This is a genomic window from Pseudomonas sp. 86_A, from assembly GCF_017491705.1.
GTDB classification, from domain to species: Bacteria; Pseudomonadota; Gammaproteobacteria; order Pseudomonadales; family Pseudomonadaceae; genus Aquipseudomonas; species Aquipseudomonas koreensis.
The window spans coordinates 178,978-192,710 of sequence record NZ_JAFGYS010000004.1 but is presented as its reverse complement, the minus strand read 5'-3'; the positions used below and the strand labels follow the sequence as shown (position 1 = coordinate 192,710).

Here is a 13,733-nt window from a genome sequence, read left to right as displayed (position 1 = left end):
GCTGACTGTATTAATAGAAGAAAACGATATCTACGACGAAGCCGGCTTATCCGTAATCCGAGCCATCCCGTGAAAGGGGCTGGCTTCAACATAGCGCATGGCGGACTTCATATCTTTCCAGCCGACGTAACTCATCAGCGATTTCAGATCCCAACCGCTTTGATGCGCCCAGGTGGCAAAGCCGCGGCGCAGGGAATGGCTGGTGTAGCGCTCGGCGGAAATCCCGGCGCGCTCCAGTGCCTGGCGCAGTAAGGGAATGACGCTGTTGGCGTGCAAGCCCTCCTCGCTCAGATGGCCCCAGCGGTCGATACCGCGAAACACCGGACCGCGCACCAGCGCCGCTTCGGTGATCCAGTCGATGTACGCCTGCACCGGACACAGCTTGAGCAGCGCCGGGGCCTGATAGGTCTGCCCGAGGTTTTCGCGGTCACCCTTGCTGCGCGGCAGGTACAGGGTGATGCCGCTGCCGGCGTGCGCCTGCACGTGTTCGATCTGCAGGCGGCACAGTTCATCGCTGCGAAAGCCGCGCCAGAAGCCCAGCAGGATCAGCGCCCGGTCGCGATAAGCCTTGAGCAATTGCGGGCGATCCTGCTGTTGTCGGGCACTGGCGGCTTCCTGTTCCAGCCAGTCGACCACTTGTTGCAGGTCGTGCAACTGCAGAGGCTCGGCTTGTTTTTCCTGCGCCGGATGCAGCGCGCGAATGCCTTTGAACACCTTGCGCACCACTGGCGCCTTCGTCGGATCGGCAAACCCCTGACTGTTGTGCCACTGCGCGAGTGCTGACAAGCGCAGCTTCAGCGTGTTGATCGACAGCACCCCGGCGTGCTCGACCAGATAACGCGCAACGCTGTCGGCCGTCGCCGGCAGGAAGCCACCCCACTTCACTTCAAAGTGTTCGATCGCCGAGCGATAGCTGCGACGTGTGTTGTCACGGGTGGCGGCTTGCAGATAGCGATCGATATCGCTCATGGGCAGGGTTCTCGCTTGGCGTACTGATTCAAGGCGTAAAGAAGCCATTTAAGCACCTGACATTGGGTAATACCAGTATATCCCGCCTGTTATTAATCAAGGATTTAACTTTATTTTTAGCGTGGTACACTGCGTACTTTGGTGGCATGTACCACAGTACGAAACGGTAGGAGTTCACATGGCCCGTGGTGGCGTAAACAAAGCAGTGGTTCAGATCGCGCGCACAGCGATTCTGGCCCGAGGCGAACACCCCAGCATCGATGCAGTACGCATCGAACTGGGCAACACCGGCTCGAAAACCACGATCCATCGCTATCTGAAAGAGCTCGATGACGGCAGCCAACCGGTTGAAGCGTCGGCAGAACCGATCAACGACGAGCTGACGGCACTGGTCTCGCGCCTCGCCCAGCGCTTGAAAGAACAGGCGCAAGAGCCGATCGAACAAGCCCGCGAGCAGTTCGAAGAGCAGCGCGAAACGCTGGAAGCGCAATTGAAGCAAGTGCGTCAGGCGCTCGAACAACTGGAGCAACAACACGATATTCAGGGCGCAGCGCTGGCCAGGGAATCCGAGGCGCTGAACGAAACCCGTTCGATGCTGCAGACCGAACAGACGCGCAACGCCGGGCTGAATCAGGCACTGGCCGACTTCGAGTTGCGTTTGCAGGACAAGGACGAGCAGATCCGCTCGCTGGAAGAAAAGCATCTGCACGCTCGCGATGCGCTGGAGCACTACCGCAACGCCACCAAAGAACAGCGCGAGCAGGAACAGGCGCGCCACGAAGGCCAGCTTCAACAATTGCAGATGGAGCTGCGTCAGGCGCAACAAAGTGCGCTGGTGCGTCAGGATGAGATCACCCAACTGCACCGAGACAACGAGCGTCTGCTCACAGAAAACCGTGGCATTCAGCGCGAGCTGAGCCTGATGCAGGATCAGCTCAAGCACAGCAACCAGCGCCAGGATCAACTGCTGGAGCAAGCCAGCCGCGTCGACAGCGAGCGCACCCTCCTCCAGGAACGCTTGCGCGTGGCCTTGCTGGAAAGTCAGACACTGAAACAGGATGCCGACGAACAGCGGCAGCTCAATCAGTCACTGGAAAAAGAGTTGACCAAGACTCAGGCGAGCCTCGAAGACAGCTTGCGTCTGGCGGCTACCGTTGCGGCAGCGCCAGACACAGCCAAAGCGAAGGATGCTTAAGCGCCGACCGGCGTACGCATTGTGACGAACTCTTCGGCGGCCGTCGGGTGAACCCCGATCGTGTCGTCGAAGTCACGCTTGGTGGCGCCAGCCTTCAGTGCAATCGCCAAACCTTGAACAATCTCGCCAGCGTCCGGACCGACCATGTGGCAGCCGAGCACTTTGTCGGTCTTGCCGTCGACCACCAGCTTCATCAGGGTTTTCTCCTGACACTCGGTCAGGGTCAGCTTCATCGGACGGAAGCGGCTTTCGAAAATCACCACCTCGTGGCCCGCGTCCCGCGCTTCTTCTTCGGTCAGACCGACAGTGCCGATGTTCGGCAGACTGAACACCGCCGTCGGGATCATCTTGTAATCCACCGGCCGGTATTGCTCAGGCTTGAACAGCCGCCGCGCCACCGCCATGCCTTCGGCCAGCGCCACGGGCGTCAATTGCACACGACCGATCACATCGCCCAGCGCCAGAATTGACGGTTCGCCGGTCTGGTATTGCTCGTCGACCTTGATAAAGCCCTTGTCGGTGAGCTGCACATCGGTGTTTTCCAGGCCCAGATTGTCCAGCATCGGACGCCGGCCCGTAGCGTAGAACACGCAATCCGCTTCCAGTACGCGGCCATCCTTGAGGGTCGCCTTCAGGCTGCCGTCAGGCTGTTTGTCGATGCGCGCGATGTCGGCATTGAATTGCAGATCCATGCCGCGCTTGGTCAGCTCTTCCTGCAGATGCTTGCGCACCGAGCCATCGAAACCGCGCAGGAACAGATCGCCGCGATACAACAGCGTGGTGTTCGCGCCCAGGCCGTGGAAGATCCCGGCGAACTCGACCGCGATGTACCCGCCACCGACCACCAGCACCCGTTTCGGCAGTTCTTTGAGGAAGAACGCCTGATTGGAACTGATCGCGTGCTCGTGCCCCGGAATCTCCGGAATCTGCGGCCAGCCACCGGTGGCGATCAGGATGTTTTTCGCGGTGAAGCGTTCACCGTTGACCTCAACCTCATGCGGTCCGACGATCTTCGCGTGGGCCTCGTGCAGGGTCACGCCGCTGTTGACCAGCAGGTTGCGATAAATGCCATTGAGGCGATTGATTTCGCGGTCCTTGTTGGCGATCAGCGTCGCCCAGTCGAAATTGGCTTCACCCAAACTCCAGCCAAAACCCGACGCCTGTTCAAAGTCTTCGGCGAAATGCGCGCCGTACACCAGCAGTTTCTTCGGCACGCAGCCGACGTTGACGCAGGTACCACCCAGGTAACGGCTCTCGGCCACCGCCACTTTCGCGCCGAAACCGGCAGCAAAGCGCGCCGCGCGTACACCGCCGGAACCGGCGCCAATCACATAAAGGTCAAAATCGTAGGCCATTTCTATCTCCTCGGCAGGCCATCAGCATACCCGCCGCGTTCCATTGGGCAAGCGCTGTGCGCAGCTTTTCAGCCAGATCGGCGATTCGGCGACACATCTACAAATAACAATATTTCTCGTTTGTTACTAAATCGCCGCGCTGCCCCTCGTCTTTGAACCAACGGATTTTTTCTCTCGAAGACAAGGAGTCGGCTGCGATGTTCGCGCCCATTACCCGTTCCATCACCCTCACTTTCGGCCTGTGCAGCGCAGCGTTGAGTCCCGATCTGCTGGCTGAAACCGACCCCGAAACAGCGCCCCGATCGGCCGCCGAAACGCTGGAACTGGACGCCACCAGCATCAGCGCCGAAGGCTTGGGGATCAACACCGAGAACACTGATTCCTACACGACCGGCGCAATGAGCACCGCGACGCGGATGAACCTGTCGATCAAGGAAACCCCGCAATCGGTCTCCGTGGTCACGCGTCAGCAAATGGACGATTTCAAACTCGGTACATTGTCCGAGGCCATGAGCCAGACCACCGGCATCGTCGTGCAGCACAACGATTCGGACCGGGTCAGCTATTCGGCGCGGGGTTACCCGATCAACAACTTCCAGATCGACGGGATGCTCAACACCTTCAGCTACATGAAGTCCGATGCCGACACCATCATCTACGACCGGATCGAGGTGGTGCGCGGTGCGACCGGCCTCACCACTGGCGCGGGCGACCCATCGGCGACGATCAACATGGTGCGCAAACGTCCGACCGCGCAGTTGCAGGCGCTGGCGGGTGTCAGCGGCGGCAGTTACGACGACTACTACAGCTACGTCGATGTCGGCGGCCCGCTGGCGTTCGATGGCCGCTTGCGTGGGCGCACGGTGCTGGCCTATCGCGACAGCCAGTCGTTTCGTGACAAGTACGCGCTGCAACGCGAGGTCGGCTACGGCATCCTCGAAGCCGACCTGACCGACTCCACCGTGCTGGCAGTCGGTTATGACTATCAGGACAAACAGGTTCAGGGCACCTCGTGGGGCACCGTGCCCTACTGGAATGCCGAAGGCGGCAAGGCCGGTCTCGGTCGTTCGACCAACATGGCCACGTCCTGGAGTTCCTGGCCGCTGCGCGACAAAACGGCCTTCGCCACCCTCGACCAGCAACTGGCGGGCGGCTGGCACCTGAAAGCCGCCTACACCCATCGCAAAAGTGACACCGAAGGCAAGATCTATTACGGCGGTGGCGGCTTCCCCGAAGCCGATCGCAGCGGCATGTCCGCCAACACCAGCCACATGGCTGGCGATCAAAGCATGAAGGCGTACGACTTCAATGTCTCCGGCCCCTACTCCCTGCTCGGGCGCGAGCACGAATTGATGTTCGGATATGGCGAAGCCGAACGTCGTTCGGATGATCCATACACCATCGCCGGCGCGGTGCCGGCCGGTTATGAAAACATCCGCGACTGGAAATACATGGGCGACATCGACAAATTCCCCGACACCGTGACCGGCCTGAGCGGTTTCAAGGATTACACCCGACAAAAGGCTGGCTACCTGGCGACACGCCTGAGCCTGACCGATGAACTGCATGCCGTGCTCGGCAGCCGCTATGGCAGTTGGGAAACGGCAAGTGCCACCAACACCTACGACGACAAGCTGCAACTGAGCGGTGTCGACAAAACCAGCCAGCAACACAACGACATGTGGACGCCTTACGCGGGCCTGCTGTACGACCTGACGCCGCAATACACCGTGTACGTCAGCTACACCGACATCTTCAAACCGCAAACCATGCGCGATGCCAGTCGCAAATACATCGATCCGGTGGTCGGCAGCAACTACGAACTCGGCCTCAAGGGTAGCCTGCTGGAAGAACGCCTGAACCTCTCCACAGCGTTGTTCTGGAGCAAACAGGACAACGTAGCCGAGCGGGACGATTCGGTGGCACCGGACCCGGTCACCGGCGAGGAGTTTTTCAAATCCGGCGGCAAAGGCAACAAGGTCAATGGCTTCGAGGCCGAGGTCTCCGGGGAGCTCCTCGACGGCTGGAACATGACCGCCGGCTACACCTACACCCACTCGGTCAACGGAGAAAAACAGCGCACCAATACCGCGCAGCCGCTGAACATGTTCCGGCTGTCGACTGCCTATCGCCTGCCGGGCAACTGGCATGCGCTGACCGTTGGTGGCGCGGTGAACTGGCAGAGCGATATCTATGGCGCGTCAAACCGTCCGGTCGGTCGCGGCGCCAATGGCCGGATCATCACCGAACGCGCGCGGATCAATCAGGAGGCCTACACCGTGGTCAAGCTGATGTCGCGCTATGAGTTCGACCAGCACCTGTCGGCGTCGCTGAACGTGGATAACCTGTTCGACAAGAAGTATTACGACAACGTCGGCTTCTACAACGGCGTGTACTGGGGCGACCCGCGCACGGTGACCCTGAGCCTGGACTGGAAGCTCTGACCCTGCGCACGAACTCACTCAGCACATCCCCGGCGAGCGTGTTAACCCCGAGTTAATTCAGGCTGGGGAGACTGTGCCTCGAGATCTGCTTCATGGACGAACGGCTCCCACGTTTTTCAGTAGGAGGCACCATGAACATCACCACCGCCATTCTTGCCGGGCTACTCGCCCTCGGTTCCGCCAGCGCCTTTGCCGAGGGCGGCGCCGAACGCATGCGGCATTACTACGACAACTTCCCGGTCCACAGTGCGCAGAGCGAACAGCGGACCGAATCCAAAACCGCGGAACTGAAGGTTCCGGACGATCAGACCGCGCAAGTCACCGAGTCTTATCGCCACTGATTTTTTCGAGCAACCGATGGACCTCCGATGGCTCCGCTCTGGCCTCGGAGACGACAGTTGGGCGCCCTGTTTCGGGCGCCTTTTTTTATGCCTGCAGATCCTTGATCCAGAACAGCATGCGCCCATGCTCCGGGTTGAACATCCCCGGGGCGAAACCGAACTTGCGGTAGGCGTCCTTTGCGATGGCGTTGCCTTCGAGCACTTCGAGGGTGATCTTGCAGCAACCGCGCTGGCGGCAAATCTCCTCGACTTTGCGCAGCATTTTCTGGCTCAGACCGAGGCCGCGAAATTTCGCCACCACCGCCACGTCGTGGACATTCACCAGCGGTTTGCAGGCAAACGTCGAGAACCCTTCAAAGCAGTTCACCAGGCCTGCCGGCTCACCGCCAACGAACGCCAGCACACTGAACGCATGGGGCCGGCGCGCCAGTTCTTCGGGCACGCGCCGCAGCAGTTCGGGGGCCAGCGACTCGCCGCCGCCCATGGGGTCTTCTGCGTAGTGATTGAGCACGATGCCGATGGCTTCGGCATGCAGTGGATTGGTGTAGCTGGCTTGCAACACAAGAATTTCTGCGGAATCCATTTCCATCCCCGATCATGACCCCGGCGTGCAAGGTGCGCACCTGAAAGGCTGCTTGACGATAGCGCGAGGCTGATTCAACCCACAACCTCAAAGATGAAAAACATCCATCAGCAAAGATGTCGCGTACTCAGCGCCCCCAGATCAGCTCTTCGGTCCAGCCCAGCTCGGCGAAATCCTGCGCACGCAAACCGGCCTCGCCAGCGGCGAAGAACTCATCCAGTTGCGGCGATTTTACCGACGTATCACTGAGCATCGCATGCACTTGGCCGCGATGATGGATCTGATGCTCGAACAGGTGCGAGAGCATGCGCAGGCGACTGTCGTGCTGTGGCGTTTCCCGGGCGATGGTGACGATCCGCCCGAGGTCGGCATCGCGCAGCTGCTCGCAATAAGCAATCAGCCGCCGGTCGACGTGCGCCTGTTCCTCGCGCAGCGCTGCAGCCTCGGTGAACGGTTCATTGAGGTTGAAAAACACATAGCAATCGGGATGCGGCTCGTCACCGCGCAACTCGCGTTCCAGCGCGTCGACGTAGAACCAGTCGCAGGTCAGGATGTGGTTGAGGGTCAGGCGGATGCCTGGAAAAAAGCTCACCCGCGGCGCCGCCAGTGCCTCGGCGTCGAGCCGGCCCCAGGCTTTGCCGAGGCGGTGATTGGCCCACGCATTCTGGTAGGCCATGGTCAGTAAATGATGCGATAGCGGTTGACTCATGCTCGCGCCCTCTTCGCTCAGGATTCGGCAAAACGCTGCAGCTGCATCTCCTGCAAACGGCTGAGGGTGCGCCGGAACGGGAATTCCAGATAACCCTCGGTGTACAGCGCCTCCATCGGTACCTGAGCCTCGATGTACAGCGGGACTTTACGGTCGTAACACTCGTCCACCAAGGCAATGAAGCGGCGTACGCCGTCGTCGTGTACCGACAATTGCGGCAACTCACGGTCACCGGCCACCACCTGCGCCGAGCCATCTTCGGTACCGCGGGCGATACGCCCTTCGCGTTTCTGCGCGCTGAGGTTTGGCACTTCGCTCAACAGAATAGACCGATAGCGGTCGCACAGCGCGATGAAGTCCATGGCGGCAAACGGTTGCTCGCAAAGGTCGGCGTAGCGGCACCAGAGCACCGACTCGCTGGCTTGCACCACGTTCACGGTGCGATGCCCGACCGGCACCGGTTCCGCACTGGCAGGTTGCCCGGCATTCAGCGCTTGAAAGACCGGCTCCAGTGCACTTTGCTGGCCCGGCGCGGCCACAAAATAACGCTGCAGGCACGCGCCCGGGTGCAGCCGATGATCCTCGGCGCCGTTCACCGCAACGACCTCCATGTGTGCCTTGATCGCGGCAATCGCCGGGACAAACCGGTCGCGGTTGAAGCCATCGGCATACAGTTCATCCGGCGGCAGATTGGAGGTGCAGACCACCACCACGCCTTCATCGAACATCACCTGAAACAGTCGTCCGAGGATGATCGCGTCGCCGATGTCGTTGACGAACAGTTCGTCGAAGCACAGCACCCGCACGTCCGCCGCCAGCTCCTTGGCCAGCGCCCGCAGCGGGTCGGCGATCCCGGTCAGCTGGAACGAGCGCTGGTGCACCCAGCCCATGAAATGATGAAAATGCTGACGCCGGGCCGGCACCCGCAGGCTTTGATAGAACTGATCCATCAGCCAGGTCTTGCCGCGCCCGACCGGGCCCCACAAGTACACACCGGTGACTGAACGGGCACCGGCGTGCAAGGCTTCATGGCATTTTTGCAGCGCCCAGACCGCGTGCTCCTGGGCTTCATCCTGGATGAAACCCTTGTGCTCGATCGCGTGTTGCCAGGCGCTTAAAGGAGAGTCGAAAGTCATGCGCGGCAGTATGCCACGAAGAATGTAGGGAAATATCCCCCTGTAGGAGCCAGCCTGCTGGCGATGGCGTTAACCCAGTCCCAGCAATACTGACTGAGCCAACGCTATCGCCAGCAGGCTGGCTCCTACAGTGAGGGGATTGTGGTGCTTTAGAGATCAACCTTGTGTCTGGCCGCATACAGGCAGAGCATTTCCATGGCGAGGGTCGCCGCCGCCAGCGACGTTACCTCTGCGTGGTCATAGGCCGGTGCCACTTCCACCACGTCCATGCCCACCAGATTGATCCCGCGCAACCCTCCGAGGATTTCCAGCGCCTGCACCGTGCTCAAGCCGCCACACACCGGGGTGCCGGTACCTGGGGCGAACGCCGGGTCGAGGCAGTCGATGTCGAAGGTCAGGTACACCGGGTTATCACCGACCCGCGCACGAATCGCCTCGACAATCGCCTCGCAGCCACGCCGATGCACCTGCCGCGCATCGAGCACGGCAAAGCCTTGATGATCGTCATTGGTGGTGCGCAACCCGATCTGCACCGAGCGCGCCGGATCCACCAGCCCTTCCTTGGCGGCATGCCAGAACATGGTGCCGTGATCGACACGCTTGCCCTCTTCGTCTGGCCAGGTGTCGCTGTGCGCGTCGAAATGGATCAGCGACAGCGCACCGTGTTTGCGGGCATGGGCCTTGAGCAGCGGATAGGTGATGAAGTGATCGCCGCCAAACGTCAGCATCGCGCTGCCGGCATTGAGGATGTGCTCGGCATGAGCTTCGATGCTTGGCGGAATCGTGTGCGGCGATCCGTAATCGAAGTCGCAATCGCCGTAGTCGATCACGGCCAGATGATCGAACGGATCGAAGGCCCATGGCCAATGGCGTTCCCAGGCGATCCCGGTGGACGCTGCGCGAATCCCCCTTGGTCCGAAGCGCGCGCCCGGACGGTTGCTGGTGGCGGTGTCGAACGGCACGCCGCTGACCGCCACATCGACGCCGCGCAAATCCCGGCTGTAACGGCGACGCATGAAACTGGTGATCCCGGCGTAGGTGCTTTCGGCACTCGTGCCGTACAGGCTGTCGCGGGTCATGGCTTGGTCGTTGAGCATCGGCACGTCCATTAGGGTGCTCCTCTTGTTATTGATGGCTACGGAATGTGGTCCACAGGCGCGTGCGCTGACGCATGTCCTTGAGGCTCATGCTGCGGTCGGCGTACAAGCGCTCGCGCACTTCGGCGGGCGGATAAATGTCCGGATCGTTGCGCACTGCTTCGTCCACCAGCGGCGTCGCGGCCAGGTTGGCGGTGGCGAAAAACAGCGTGTTGGTCAACTCGGCCACCGATTCGGGGCGCAGCATGAATTCGATGAACGCCCGCGCCGCTTGCGGGTTCGGCGCATCCTTGGGGATGGCGAGGTTGTCCTGCCAGATCAGCGTGCCTTCCTTGGGAATGCGGTACGCGACTTCGTACGGTTTGTTGGCCTTGTGCGCCTGATCGGCCGCCATGCTCACGTCACCGTTGTAAGTCAGCGCGAGGCACACGCTGCCATTGGCCAGATCGTTGATCTGCCGGCCGGTGGCGACGTACAGCACCGAAGGCTGGAGCTTCTGCAACAAGGCCTCGGCGGCGGCCAGATCAGTCTTGTCGGTGCTGTAGGGATCTTTGCCGAGGTAATGCAGTGCCAGGCCGATGACCTCCTGCGGTGAGTCGAGCACGGCAATCCCGCAGTCCTTGAGTTTGCTGGCGTACTCGGGCTTGAACAGCAGATCGAGGCTGTTCAGCGGCACGCCCGGCAGGCGCTTTTTCACCGCCTCGACGTTCAATCCCAGCCCCAGCGTGCCCCAGGTGTAGGGCACCGCGTAGCGATTGCCGGGGTCGACTGCCGTGAGTTTTTCGAGCAGATCGGTATCAAGATTGGCGTAGCCCTTGAGGCCTTCGTGGGGAATCTCCTTCAACGCGCCGGCGGCCAATCCGCGGGCCAGAACGCTGGACGATGGCACGACCACGTCATAGCCACTGCCGCCAGTAAGCAGCTTGGTTTCCAGCACTTCGGACGTGTCGAAGGTGTCGTAACGCACATGAATCCCGGTCTCCTGCTCGAAGCGCTGCAGGGTTTGCACCGGCACGTAATCGGCCCAGCTGTAGAAGTTGAGGGTTTGGTCCTCGGCCTGGGCATTGAGGGCCACGGACAACAACAGCGCGGGAAAACACAGCTTGAACAAGGGAGCCATGACGAACACCTGACCGGAGGAAGTGGTGGCAGGATGCGCCGTCGGATACATTGCAGAAATATCAAGTTTGTTAACCTGACTTTATTGCGGAGTAATGTAATGCTCGGTCAGCTCCACGACGTCGATTTGCAGTTGCTGCGTCTGTTTGTGCGGGTCGTGGAATCCGGCGGCTTCAGTGCGGCGCAAGGTGAACTGGGCCTGAGCCAATCGAGCATCAGCCAGCAAATGGCCAAGCTGGAAACCCGCCTCGGCTATCGCCTGTGCAGCCGTGGCAAGGGCGGTTTCAGCGTCACGCCCAAGGGTGAGCAGTTGCTGATCGCCGTTCGCACGCTGTTCGAATCCATCGAGACCTTCCGCCATCAATCCAACGGCGTCGCCGGACGGCTGATCGGTGAGGTGCGCCTGGGCCTGTCGGAAGCGGTCGATCAGTCGGTGCTGCTGCGGGTGGCGGATGCGATCCGGCGCTTTCGCGAACGCGACGAATCGGTGCGCATCGAGTTGATCAGCGCGATGCCCGGGGAGATGGAGCGCCTGCTGCTGCAACAGCGGCTGGACCTGGCCATTGGTTATTTCTCGCAAGTGCAGAGCGCGTTCGATTACCGCGAATTGTTCAGTGAAACCCAGCACCTGTATTGCGCCAAGGGCCATCCGCTGTTCACCGTCGATGAGCCGGACGATGCAGCGCTGCAGGCCTGTGACCGGGTCGATCATCCGTATCGGTTCATGCGCACAGGCGAGCCGTTCCCGGACAAGCGTTTTTCCGCGCGCTCGGAACAGGTCGAGGGCACCCTCGCCTTCATTCTTTCCGGCAAGCATGTCGATTATCTGCCCGACCACTACGCGCGCGTCTGGGAGGACAAGGGCTTGCTGCGCGCGCTGCGACCCGGGGAGTTGAGTTTCGACGTGGCCTTTCATCTGGCCCGGCATCGGGCGCAGGTGCCGGGGGATGCGCAGAAGGCGTTTGAGGAGGATTTGCTCAGTGCCTTTGCATGATTCCTTTACTTTTGTGGCGAGGGAGCTTGCTCCCGCTGGGTTGCGAAGCAGCCCCCTGCAAGATCCGTTCAACAGTATTTACGACTGCTACGCAGCCGGGCGGGAGCAAGCTCCCTCGCCACAACAATGTCTGTCAGGGTGCGCTGATTAACCGCCAACACCCATAAATCCTGACCTTTCAGGCAATTTTTGTTCGTTGCCCTCGCCGCCCTCTTCCGGCATCCTGCGCCTCCATTTTCTGACCCGGCCCCGCCTCACGGCGCGCAAAACACCATGACCGCCTCTGAAAAAGTCCCGCGCAACAACGATCTGATCTACGGCCTCAACGACCGTCCGCACCTCACCGCCACCGTCTTCGCCGCGCTGCAACACGTGTTGGCCAGCTTCGTCGGCATCATCACCCCGACCCTGATCATGGGCGGCGCCCTGGGTCTGCAAAGTGAGATTCCGTACCTGATCAGCATGGCGCTGTTCGTCTCCGGTCTGGGCACGTTTGTGCAGGCGCGGCGTTTCGGTCCGGTCGGTTCCGGCCTGCTGTGCCTGCAAGGCACCAGTTTTTCCTTTATCAGCGTGATTCTCAGCGCCGGTTTCATGGTCAAGGCCCGGGGCGGCGGCACCGATGAAATCCTTTCGACGATCTTCGGCGTATGCTTTTTCGCCGCGTTCATCGAAGTGGTGCTGAGCCAGTTCATCGGCAAACTGCGGATGCTGATCACCCCGGTGGTCACCGGCACGATCATCACCCTGATGGGCCTGTCGCTGATCAAAGTGGCGATGACCGACATCGCCGGCGGCTTCGGCGCCGCCGATCTGGGCGCGGCCAGCCATGTGTTCCTGGCGGCGCTGGTGCTGGGCACCATTGTCGTGCTCAACCGCGTTGATGTTCCGTTCCTGCGCCTGGGCGCGATCGTTATCGGGCTGACCCTTGGCTATGTGGTCGCGTGGCTGATGGGCACCGTGAATTTCGCCAACCTGCCCGAGGTGCCGCTGGTCAGCGTGCCGGTGCCGTTCAAGTACGGTTTCAACTTCGACTGGGTAGCGTTCGTGCCGGTGGCGGTGATTTTCCTGGTCTCGCCACTGGAAGCCGCCGGTGACCTGACGGCCAACTCGATGATTTCGCGGCAACCGGTCAAAGGCCCGCTGTACATCCGCCGGATCAAGTCCGGTCTGCTCGCCGACGGCCTCAACTCGGCCATGGCCGCCGTGTTCAACAGCATGCCGATGGTGACCTTCGCGCAGAACAATGGCGTGATCCAGTTGACCGGCGTCGCCAGTCGCTACGTGGCGTTCTTCATCGCCGGCCTGCTGGTGCTGCTGGGCCTGTTCCCGATGATCGGCGCGGTACTGCAACTGATGCCCAAACCGGTGCTCGGCGGTGCTGAACTGGTGATGTTCGGCACCGTGGCCGTGGCCGGGATCAAGATCCTCGCCGAAGCCGGCCTGCACCGCCGCAACATGCTGATCGTGGCGATTTCGCTCGGCATGGGCCTGGGCATTGCCGCCGTGCCGGAAGTGCTGCGCGAGTTGCCGCAGGCGCTGCGCAACATCTTCGAATCGCCGATCACCGTCGGCGCGTTGTGCGCTATCGTGCTGAATATCTTCCTGCCGGAAGAGTTCATTGAGCTTGAGGAAGACGATTTCGATCCGGAAGCGTCGATTCTGCAGGTCATGGAAAACCCCGATCTGCCGGCCAAAGCTGAACCAGCAACCGCCACGGCGGTCGCACAGTTGAACCGCTGACGCTGCGCCTCGAAAAAAGGGCTGAGCCGGCAACGGTTCAGCCCTTTTTTG

Annotated in this window: 12 protein-coding genes; 5 read left to right on the top strand and 7 right to left on the bottom strand. The window is 61.1% G+C overall.

All coding sequences use genetic code 11. The annotated features are described in order from the left end of the window. Positions 1 to 30: 30 nt before the first annotated feature. A complete protein-coding gene (locus J5M57_RS08195) occupies positions 31 to 969 on the bottom strand; it encodes a site-specific integrase (protein WP_169841788.1) in 939 nt (312 codons plus the stop codon). Between the two features lie 178 nt (positions 970 to 1,147). On the opposite strand from J5M57_RS08195, the gene J5M57_RS08190 reads away from it, so the two are divergent. Then, positions 1,148 to 2,164, top strand: a complete 1,017-nt coding sequence (locus J5M57_RS08190) for a DNA-binding protein (protein ID WP_207849457.1) — start codon at positions 1,148 to 1,150, stop codon at positions 2,162 to 2,164. On the opposite strand, the gene gorA is transcribed toward J5M57_RS08190, so the two are convergent. Further along, positions 2,161 to 3,519, bottom strand: coding sequence for a glutathione-disulfide reductase (gorA, locus tag J5M57_RS08185; protein ID WP_207849458.1), 1,359 nt, complete (start codon positions 3,517 to 3,519; stop codon positions 2,161 to 2,163). The two genes, J5M57_RS08190 and gorA, sit on opposite strands and share 4 nt — an antisense overlap. A 197-nt stretch (positions 3,520 to 3,716) precedes the next feature. Between gorA and J5M57_RS08180 the strand changes: the two genes are divergently transcribed. Then, on the top strand, positions 3,717 to 5,963 hold the full coding sequence (locus J5M57_RS08180) for a TonB-dependent siderophore receptor (RefSeq protein WP_207849459.1): 2,247 nt from the start codon (positions 3,717 to 3,719) through the stop codon (positions 5,961 to 5,963). 131 nt (positions 5,964 to 6,094) lie between these two features. Next, positions 6,095 to 6,304 (top strand): hypothetical protein, encoded by a 210-nt coding sequence (locus J5M57_RS08175; RefSeq protein WP_169841792.1) that lies wholly within the window; start codon positions 6,095 to 6,097, stop codon positions 6,302 to 6,304. 85 nt (positions 6,305 to 6,389) lie between these two features. Here J5M57_RS08175 and J5M57_RS08170 read toward each other — a convergent pair whose 3' ends face one another. The 5 genes from J5M57_RS08170 to J5M57_RS08150 all read right to left on the bottom strand — a co-directional run bounded on the left by J5M57_RS08170 (position 6,390) and on the right by J5M57_RS08150 (position 10,949). After that, complete coding sequence (locus J5M57_RS08170; RefSeq protein ID WP_064589992.1) at positions 6,390 to 6,887, bottom strand: GNAT family N-acetyltransferase; 498 nt, start codon at positions 6,885 to 6,887, stop codon at positions 6,390 to 6,392. 127 nt (positions 6,888 to 7,014) lie between these two features. Continuing rightward, positions 7,015 to 7,596, bottom strand: coding sequence for a DinB family protein (locus tag J5M57_RS08165; protein ID WP_207849460.1), 582 nt, complete (start codon positions 7,594 to 7,596; stop codon positions 7,015 to 7,017). 17 nt (positions 7,597 to 7,613) lie between these two features. Continuing rightward, entirely contained in the window at positions 7,614 to 8,732 is a 1,119-nt protein-coding gene (gene zapE, locus J5M57_RS08160; RefSeq protein WP_207849461.1) for a cell division protein ZapE, read from the bottom strand. Between the two features lie 149 nt (positions 8,733 to 8,881). Continuing rightward, positions 8,882 to 9,841, bottom strand: a complete 960-nt coding sequence (gene speB / locus J5M57_RS08155; RefSeq protein ID WP_064587430.1) for an agmatinase — start codon at positions 9,839 to 9,841, stop codon at positions 8,882 to 8,884. A 16-nt stretch (positions 9,842 to 9,857) separates the two neighbouring features. Next, positions 9,858 to 10,949 carry a polyamine ABC transporter substrate-binding protein gene (locus J5M57_RS08150; RefSeq protein WP_207849462.1) on the bottom strand — a complete coding sequence of 364 codons (1,092 nt, stop codon included), beginning with the start codon at positions 10,947 to 10,949 and terminating at the stop codon, positions 9,858 to 9,860. A gap of 99 nt (positions 10,950 to 11,048) precedes the next feature. Between J5M57_RS08150 and J5M57_RS08145 the strand changes: the two genes are divergently transcribed. Then, positions 11,049 to 11,942 carry a LysR family transcriptional regulator gene (locus J5M57_RS08145; RefSeq protein ID WP_064587429.1) on the top strand — a complete coding sequence of 298 codons (894 nt, stop codon included), beginning with the start codon at positions 11,049 to 11,051 and terminating at the stop codon, positions 11,940 to 11,942. Between the two features lie 273 nt (positions 11,943 to 12,215). Continuing rightward, a complete protein-coding gene (locus J5M57_RS08140) occupies positions 12,216 to 13,682 on the top strand; it encodes a nucleobase:cation symporter-2 family protein (protein ID WP_207849463.1) in 1,467 nt (488 codons plus the stop codon). Positions 13,683 to 13,733: the final 51 nt, after the last annotated feature.

Coding starts and splice junctions, on each gene's coding strand:
- J5M57_RS08195 (WP_169841788.1), bottom strand. CDS start 969: ATGAGCGATATCGATCGCTATCTGCAAGCCGCCACCCGTGACAACACA.
- J5M57_RS08190 (WP_207849457.1), top strand. CDS start 1,148: ATGGCCCGTGGTGGCGTAAACAAAGCAGTGGTTCAGATCGCGCGCACA.
- gorA (WP_207849458.1), bottom strand. CDS start 3,519: ATGGCCTACGATTTTGACCTTTATGTGATTGGCGCCGGTTCCGGCGGT.
- J5M57_RS08180 (WP_207849459.1), top strand. CDS start 3,717: ATGTTCGCGCCCATTACCCGTTCCATCACCCTCACTTTCGGCCTGTGC.
- J5M57_RS08175 (WP_169841792.1), top strand. CDS start 6,095: ATGAACATCACCACCGCCATTCTTGCCGGGCTACTCGCCCTCGGTTCC.
- J5M57_RS08170 (WP_064589992.1), bottom strand. CDS start 6,887: ATGGATTCCGCAGAAATTCTTGTGTTGCAAGCCAGCTACACCAATCCA.
- J5M57_RS08165 (WP_207849460.1), bottom strand. CDS start 7,596: ATGAGTCAACCGCTATCGCATCATTTACTGACCATGGCCTACCAGAAT.
- zapE (WP_207849461.1), bottom strand. CDS start 8,732: ATGACTTTCGACTCTCCTTTAAGCGCCTGGCAACACGCGATCGAGCAC.
- speB (WP_064587430.1), bottom strand. CDS start 9,841: ATGGACGTGCCGATGCTCAACGACCAAGCCATGACCCGCGACAGCCTG.
- J5M57_RS08150 (WP_207849462.1), bottom strand. CDS start 10,949: ATGGCTCCCTTGTTCAAGCTGTGTTTTCCCGCGCTGTTGTTGTCCGTG.
- J5M57_RS08145 (WP_064587429.1), top strand. CDS start 11,049: ATGCTCGGTCAGCTCCACGACGTCGATTTGCAGTTGCTGCGTCTGTTT.
- J5M57_RS08140 (WP_207849463.1), top strand. CDS start 12,216: ATGACCGCCTCTGAAAAAGTCCCGCGCAACAACGATCTGATCTACGGC.